The organism is Candidatus Rhabdochlamydia sp. T3358 (assembly GCF_901000775.1).
Lineage (GTDB): Bacteria > Chlamydiota > Chlamydiia > Chlamydiales > Rhabdochlamydiaceae > Rhabdochlamydia.
Genome location: NZ_CAAJGQ010000038.1, coordinates 1 through 8,271 on the forward strand (window position 1 = coordinate 1; position 8,271 = coordinate 8,271).

The window sequence follows — 8,271 nt, forward strand, 5'->3', positions numbered from 1 at the left end:
TCATTCTCTGTCCAATAATGCTGGTCGAGCGCGGTATAGGCTTTTTGGATAATGGCATCGTTGCCAATCATTTCCTGTAATTCTTCTTCAGTGGTTTCGTGAGCGTGTTTGAAAAAGTAACACCACTTTTCTTCTATGGAGGATAGTTCCTCTTTGCTTTTGGTAAATTTAGGCAGTTCGATAAAGGTAAAGTAGAAGTCTTTCAAATCATGCTCATGTGTTGCTTTATCGAGTATGACGTGGTCTGATTTGTAATGGGATTTGTTAGGAAAGATGATGCAATCAGCTATAGCTATGAAGATGATTTCCTTAAGCTCATGATACTCATCTCCAATATTTGCTTGATTGCCATACACTTGAGATGCGTAATATTGAGCGCGCTTTTCAAAACCTCTGGTTTTTGTTACTTGCATTTCAATGATGTATTTTACTCCCAGCTTGTCTTTGCATAAAACATCAACAATGCTCTGTTTTTTAACAGCAATTTTAGGAGAGAGAATGGGAGATAAGAACTCGATATCTACAATGCTTTGATCTCCAGAAAATTCGAGGATATCATTTAAGAAATGAAGCAGAATGTCTTTGTTTTTTTCTGTACCGAATATTTTCTTAAAGGCTATATCGTTTTTTGGATCTAAATATTTGAAAATTACCATGTTTTAAGTACCTCAACCTTATCTATTGCCGATACACACATTGTATAATAAGCTGCTTTTATACATATATTCCTTTTGCTTCAAATTTTGTATGAAGCAGCTTCCCTCTATATATACTAAGGTAGGTTGGTAAATGAAATTTTGACCAAAAAGCTAAAGTAACTATACTGCGGATAAAAAGCATAAGAGATTTTACTCTCTATTTTTATCAGTCATGAGTTGGCAAATATTGCTGCAAAGTTTTTTTGTGTTATGCGCATGCACGGGTTGTTACTTTAACCGCGCTGTAATAGATCCGTACAGCTATGCCTGTTTTACACCTCCTTGTCGTGAAGTCAATCCTTGTATCTTAGAGCAGTATCCTGCAGAGCTTCTAGAAAAAAAGGAACCTTATGAACTTGCTGAGTTAATCGCCATCGCTTTAAAAAACAATCCTCAAACAAGATCTAGTTGGGCAAAAGCGCTTTCTGCTGCTGCTTCTTATGGGCAAAAGCAAAATGTGTTTTTTCCTAATATAACCGGCTCTTTCCAAGCTATACGTGCAAGACAACCGGAAATTGAGGCAACTTCCATAATAACTCCTCAATCCATTTTTGGAGCAACACAATCCCCTGGCGCCCTTCAATCAGGAAGAGGGGCGACTGATATTTATTTTGGTACTTGGGGTCCTATGCTTTCTTTATCCTATTTATTATTCGATTTTGGCACACAAAAAGCAAATATAGAAGCAGCTCGTTATTCATTAGAGCAAGCACAATTTCAATATAATGATAGCATTCAATCTTTATTAAAAACCGTTATTACGGATTTTTATAGCTATTTGTATCAAAAAGAACTACTACAGGCAAATATTGCAAATGTGCTTAATGCCGAGCTTACTTTAGATGCTACAGAGCAAGGCCTTCATTTAGGGGTGCGTCCTTTATCTGACTTTCTGCAAGCAAAGACACAGCTGCTTTCTCAGAAAACAAACTGGGCTGCACAAAAGCAAGAACTAGAATTAGCTTTTGCAACTTTGCTAAATGACATAGGCCTTCCTTCTTATATGTCTTTAAAAACACAAGAGCTACCTCAAGAACTGCCCAAAAATGATCTTATATTACCGCTAGAAACCTTAATCAGCATTGGCATACAAAATAGAGCTGATCTACTGTCTGCTGAGAGTGCTCTTCGCTCTCAAGAACAAATGGTCAAAATGACCAAACGGCAAGTTTTACCTCAATTGAATTATCAATTTGAAATAGGTAAAACCTACTTTTCTTTTGATGGTAATGTCACTCATGATAAATACAACTTTGTCAGTACGTTTAATGTAAGTATGCCTATTTTTTCTGGTTTTTACTACCGCAATGCAATTAAACAAGCTGAGTCTAATGTAGTAGTTGCAGAAGAAACGCTTAAAAGTCTGCAGTTAAATGCTATGAAAGAAATTACTGTTGCTCATTCTAATATTCACACCGTCTTTGAAACACTCAATTGGGCTGCAGAGTTTTTATCTGCTGCAGAAGAACAGTATGCTGTTGCTTTAAGCGGTTATCAACAAGGGACCCAGACCATTCTTGATCTCATATCTGCTCAAACATCTCTTGTTGATGCAAGAGCTCAAAAAGCACAAGCTATGCAAGATTGGTACCTTGCTTTAGCTAATTTAAGTTATGCTACAGGGTTGATTTCCCCAACTACTATCTATTCTCAGGAGATCTTTGCTAATGAATTGGATTAAGCTTCTGCTTTTTTGCTCTCTATTATGTAGTTGCCAAAAAAAACCCCAAGTCATTAAAGCACATGAAGTAGTTGCAACACGCGCTTTGAAGCAAACGGTAGAAGTATATAAAGATTATGTGGGAACAATTACTGCAAAATCCAGTATTCAGGTTCACGCTCAGGTTTCTGGTATTCTGGTTGGACAATATTTTATGGAAGGACAGTTTGTACAGAAAGGAGATTTGCTGCTTGTTATTGATCCAAGACCTTATCAAGCTTCATTAGACAAAGCAAAAGCGGAGTATTTCCAGACATTCACACAACTAAAACTAGCAGAAGATACGCTGCAAAGATATGCAAAGCTAGCAGAACAAGATTATATTTCACAACTCAATTACGACCAATACATGGCTAATTTCTTAGAGCAAAAAGCCGTTGTAGGACAATCTGTTGCAGATTTAGAAAACGCTAAAATCAATTTAAAGTATTGCTATATTCACTCTCCTATTGATGCAATTACAGGCAAATTACAATTTAAACCGGGTAATTATATTGATACAAATCAAGATACTACGCTCACTCTGCTTAATCAAATTGATCCCATTTTAGTAGATTTTTCTGTGCCTGAAACCGATTTATTTACTATTCAAAAACACTCTCAAGAGTCCTTTTTGAAATTATACATCTTTCCTACGCTAGATCACACTGCGCGTTTCGATGGGCAATTAACACTCATTGACAATCAAATTAATACCGCAACAGGAGCTGTCTTATTAGAAGGAATACTGGATAATCACGACCATTTACTATGGCCTGGGCATTTTGTAGATGTAAGACTTGTCCTAGAAGAAAAAGAATCTCTGATTCTTCCCTCTCAAGCAGTAGGCGTTGGGCAAAACGGTCATTACGTATATACCATCAATAAGAACATGGAAGTAGAAACAACACCGGTTATCATTGGTCAACGCTATGAAAATGGAACCACTAGTATCGAATCAGGAATTAGCGCTAATGATATAATTGTTGCAGAAGGCCTTCTTGATCTCTATCCCGGTAAAAAAGTTACTGTGCAAACATGGTTAAATAACAAAGAGGTATTGTGAATCCCTCCTCTTTATTTATCAAACGACCTGTAATGACAGTCCTTGTCATGCTGACAATAGCTTTTTTTGGGGTCCTATCTTATTTTAAACTTCCTGTCAGCGATCTACCTGATATTGATTTTCCTACCATTACAGTAACAGTAGACTATCCTGGAGCAAATCCAGAAACCATTTCTAACAATGTCGTGGTCCCTTTAGAGCAACAATTTACTACTATAGAAGCAATCTCTTCGATCTCTTCTACTAGCTATACAGGAAATGCTACGATTGTTCTGCAATTTGATTTAGATCGAAATATAGATCTTGCCGCAGCTGATGTACAAGCAGCCATTAATGCAGCAAGCTCTCAACTGCCTAAAGATCTCCCCTATGCTCCGATTTATACAAAAACCAATCCCACTGCTACCTCTCTTTTGTTTTTTATCGTTACCTCTCCTGTTTTAACCAGAGGAGAGCTATACAATTACAGCTATACATTTCTTTCTCAAAGATTAAGTGTAATAGAAGGGGTATCACAAGTGTTAATCTATGGGTCTCCACAAGCGGTTCGTCTTAGGGTTGATCCACAGAAACTAGCAGCTAGAGGACTTGATTTAAACGATGTAGCTAATGCTGTTGTAACAGCGAATGTACAAATACCCGTTGGTACTTTATTTAGTCCTAAGCAAGAGTTCACCCTCAATGTTGATGGGCAATTAGATAAAGCAGCTCTCTACAACCCGATTATCATTAAAGCTCAAGATGGCTCTATTGTGCGCTTTTGTGATATTGGCCAAGCCATAGATAGCGTACTTAACGATAAACTTTCCGTACAATTTTTTGAAAAAGGATATACAGCCCCATCTGTTGGTCTTGCTATCCGTAAAAGACCGGGTGCTAATACCCTATCGGTTATTCAAAAAGTTAATCAAATGCTACCTAGTCTATCTACGCAATTACCTAGTTCTTTACGCTTGGTAAGAGTTTTTGATCAATCGGAATACATACTTGAATCAGTTCATGAAGTACAGATGACTTTATTGATAGCCATTGCATTGGTTGCTATCGTGATCTTTTTCTACTTAGGAAACTTAAGAGATACACTTATTCCTCTGATTGTAATTCCTTTATCTATTTTAGGCGCTTTTATTATCATTTTAAAGCTAGGCTTTACCCTCAATATCTTATCTCTACTTGGTATTACACTAGCTGTTGGTTATCTAGTAGATGATGCCGTTGTGGTATTAGAAAATATCACACGCCATGTTGAAATGGGCGAATCTGCCATAGATGCTGCCCTAAAAGGCTCTAAGGAAATTTTTTTCACCATTTTATCGATGACTCTTTGTTTATGCATAGTGTTTATCCCTATTATTTTCATGCAGGGAATTATCGGACGGATATTGTATGAATTTGCAATGACCATTGTCATTACCGTCTTCATTTCAGGAGTTCTTTCTCTGACTTTAACCCCTCTTCTATGCAGTAGATTAGTTCGTAAAGCAAATCAAGAAAAGGTAGCAACTTTTGCAGCCTATCACCGTAAAATGCTTCTTCTCTATGAAAAATCACTTGATTGGGCTTTAAAGCATCCTAAAATCATTTTAGGATTAGGGATATTGAGTCTGGGCTTATCGACCATTTTAATGATCAAACTTCCGAAAGACTTTTTACCACCAGATGATATTGGGCTTATTCAAGGCTATCTACAAACAGTAGATGGAACTTCTCCTTTAGCTGTTTCAGAATCTAGTAACCAATTAGCCAGTATCTTATCACAAGATGAAAATATCGCCTCTGTTGTATCGGTTGGAGGTTACCCACAAGACAATGAAGGGCTTTTATATATCCGCTTAAAACCCTTAAAAGAGCGCCTTTCTCTTAAACCCCTGCTAACACACATGTATTCTTTGGTTCATAAAATACCAGGAACAACTGTCTTTCTCAAACCACAGCCGTTGATTAACCTAGAAGTAGGAACAACATCTAGCAAATCCGATTACCAATACACTATGCAAAGTTTATCGGAAGAAGAGCTCTACAAATACGCACCTATCATGCAAAAAAAGTTTGCAGAGCTCTCTTTTTTAAGCCATGTAAATAGCGATTTAGATATTACGCAACCCAGATGCCAAGTTCATATTCTGCGCGACAGAGCTTCTCTCTATCAGATTAGTGCACTGCAAGTGGAACAAGCTCTTAATTTAGCTTATGCTACAAGTAATCTCTCCCCCATCAATACTTCAAGCTATCAATACTATGCCATCATGGAAACCTTTCCTAAGTTCTATCGCGATCCGAGCTCTTTATCTCAATTATGGTTGCATTCTACATCGGGGAAAATGGTCCCTCTAACAGCCATTACCGATATAAAAGAGAGCACAGGCCCACTAACGGTAAATCATCTCAACGCATCCCCTTCTGCTACTATTTCCTTTAATTTAGTAGACACAGCACTAAGCAGTGCTTTAGATAAAATTCATATGATTGCAAAACAAACCCTCCCTAATACTGTTAAAGGAGCTGTGCAAGGGGGGGCTAGTGTATTTAAAAGCTCTTTTGCCAACCTGCAATCCCTGCTTTTAATCACTTTTTTCCTGATTTACATTATCCTAGGGATTCTCTATGAAAACTTCTTTTCACCTATAACGGTAATGTCTACCTTAGCTCCTGCTGCAGTGGGAGGACTTTTAAGCCTTATTTTATTCCAGCAAAGCTTTTCCCTGTATGCTTTTGTCGGTGTGATTATGCTCTTTGGCATTGTTCTAAAAAATGGCATTATTTTAATTGACTTTGCCAATCAAGCTCTTTTAAAAAAAACAGCTCATGAAGCCATTTTTGAAGCGTGCTTAACTAGATTTCGCCCTATCCTTATGACAACTTTTGCCGCAATGATGGGTGCTGTCCCTATTGCAATTGGTATAGGTGGCTCTATTGCCAAAACCCGCCAACCTCTAGGAGTTGTTATAGTAGGAGGCCTACTCTTTTCACAGGTAGTTACCCTATATCTAACCCCTGTGGTTTATCTCTATATAAAAAAATTAGAAGAAAAACTTTCTCTACGCTCTAAAAAGCTTTCTTCTTAATCGCGCCAAAAATATTAAAATTTGGCGTAATTCAGTTCGTTAATGATTTTTAAATGGCGTAATTAACCAGAATCAGCTTATAATGACACAATTATAATAAATCGCGCCATAAAAGACAGCCATGAAAAACCAAAATTATAGTAAAATTTTTGATACTATCATAGAGACAGTAAAACATTTTCCTAAACAAGCTTCCCTAGAAGATATTTTACAAGCTTTAGAGCTCTCTGTACCCAAAAGATCTCTGCAGCGCTATTTAGCTGTCTTAATAAAACAAGGACGGTTAAACGCATTGGGTAAGGCTAGATCCAGACGGTACTCTCTAAGAGAAAATGAAAACAAAGCTCCAACTATTCTTTTTTCAGGAGCTTTAGTATTACAAGATGCTCCTTCTCTTAAGTCATTGATTCCCCTATCATCAACAGCTTTATCTATCCAGTTAAATGTCCGCCAACCTATTCAAGCACGTCGTCCTATTGGATATAACCGAGAATTTCTTAATGCGTATCGCCCTAATGAAACATACTATCTCTCTAAAAATATACGAGATCACCTATTTGAAATGGGAAAATCTCAAGATAGCAAGCGTCCTGCAGGAACCTATGCTAGGCATATTTTAAATCGCTTACTAATTGACCTGTCATGGAATTCAAGTCGATTAGAAGGAAATACGTATTCCTTGCTCGAAACAGAGCGTTTATTGGAGCTAGGAGAAGCACCAGAAGGTAAAAATAGCATGGAAGCTCAGATGATTTTAAATCACAAGTCCGCTATTGAATTTATGGTAGAATCAGCTGAGTTCATGAAATTTAACAGCTTTACCATTTGCAACCTGCACGCTCTTTTGTCAGACAATTTATTACATGATCAAAGAGCCTGTGGCCGTTTACGCTCAGCAGCAATAGGCATAACTAAATCGGTGTATCAACCTCTGGCAATTCCACAACTAGTGAACGAATATTTCCAACAGATTTTAGATACAGCTGATGCTATTATAGATCCCTTTGAGCAGTCCTTTTTTATAATGGTTCAGCTGCCTTACTTACAACCATTCCTAGATGTTAACAAGCGAGTATCAAGACTTGCTGCTAATATTCCCTTAATTCGTTCCAATCTATGCCCTTTATCATTTGTAGACGTTCCCGAGCAAGCCTATATCAGCGGTCTTCTCGGCATATATGAATTAAATCGCATAGAGTTATTGCGCGAAGTATTTGTGTGGGCCTATGAACGATCTAGTTCTCTTTATTCAGCAACACGCCAGGAACTGGGAGAACCAGACATCTTTCGTCTATGCTATCGTAATCTTATTATTACAACAATAGGAGAAATTATTCGTAAATGCTTAAACAAGCAAGCAGCAGTAGCAGCAATCAAACAAAAAGCCATTGAAGTTGTTATATTAGAAAATCGAGCACGGTTTATTGAGGTTATTGAAACCGAACTAATGAGTCTGCACAAAGGAAACATTGCCCGATTTCGATTAAAACTCTCAGAATATGATGAATGGTTAAAGAGCTGGGTTTGATGATTAGGTCCTCCACTGTGGCAAATCTCCAGGAACTTCGCTTGAGGTCCCTGGGAGGCAATGAGACGATTCCATTTGTTCTTTAAAAGTTGAACCGGTGGTGTATGAAATCCTTTATGTCCTGCTACACATTCTAAGACATCGACTACTGGGTTATTTGTCGCATTGTAAGTACCATAAATTTTGGTTCCTTGAGCATATAGGCTCAATTGTTG

At 37.5% G+C, this 8,271-nt stretch carries 5 protein-coding genes; 4 read left to right on the forward strand and 1 reads right to left on the reverse strand.

What is annotated here, in order from left to right; all coding sequences use genetic code 11:
- Positions 1-656, reverse strand: a 656-nt coding sequence (locus RHTP_RS08715; RefSeq protein ID WP_138107734.1) for an Rpn family recombination-promoting nuclease/putative transposase, incomplete at its 3' end; no start/stop codon positions are given.
- Positions 657-903: 247 nt separating this feature from the next.
- On the opposite strand from RHTP_RS08715, the gene RHTP_RS08720 reads away from it, so the two are divergent.
- From RHTP_RS08720 to RHTP_RS08735, 4 genes are all read left to right on the forward strand, one after another.
- Complete coding sequence (locus RHTP_RS08720) at positions 904-2,379, forward strand: TolC family protein (protein ID WP_171005795.1); 1,476 nt, start codon at positions 904-906, stop codon at positions 2,377-2,379.
- Positions 2,366-3,463, forward strand: a complete 1,098-nt coding sequence (locus RHTP_RS08725) for an efflux RND transporter periplasmic adaptor subunit (protein ID WP_138107736.1) — start codon at positions 2,366-2,368, stop codon at positions 3,461-3,463. Before RHTP_RS08720 ends, RHTP_RS08725 begins: the two co-directional genes overlap by 14 nt.
- Entirely contained in the window at positions 3,460-6,528 is a 3,069-nt protein-coding gene (locus tag RHTP_RS08730) for an efflux RND transporter permease subunit (RefSeq protein ID WP_138107737.1), read from the forward strand. The genes RHTP_RS08725 and RHTP_RS08730 overlap by 4 nt, the downstream gene beginning before the upstream one ends.
- A 121-nt stretch (positions 6,529-6,649) precedes the next feature.
- A complete protein-coding gene (locus RHTP_RS08735; protein ID WP_138107738.1) occupies positions 6,650-8,056 on the forward strand; it encodes a Fic family protein in 1,407 nt (468 codons plus the stop codon).
- Positions 8,057-8,271 lie beyond the last annotated feature (215 nt).

Excerpts from the sequence above, each read along its gene's own strand:
- RHTP_RS08725 (WP_138107736.1), top strand. The coding sequence starts at position 2,366 with ATGAATTGGATTAAGCTTCTGCTTTTTTGCTCTCTATTATGTAGTTGC.
- RHTP_RS08735 (WP_138107738.1), top strand. The coding sequence starts at position 6,650 with ATGAAAAACCAAAATTATAGTAAAATTTTTGATACTATCATAGAGACA.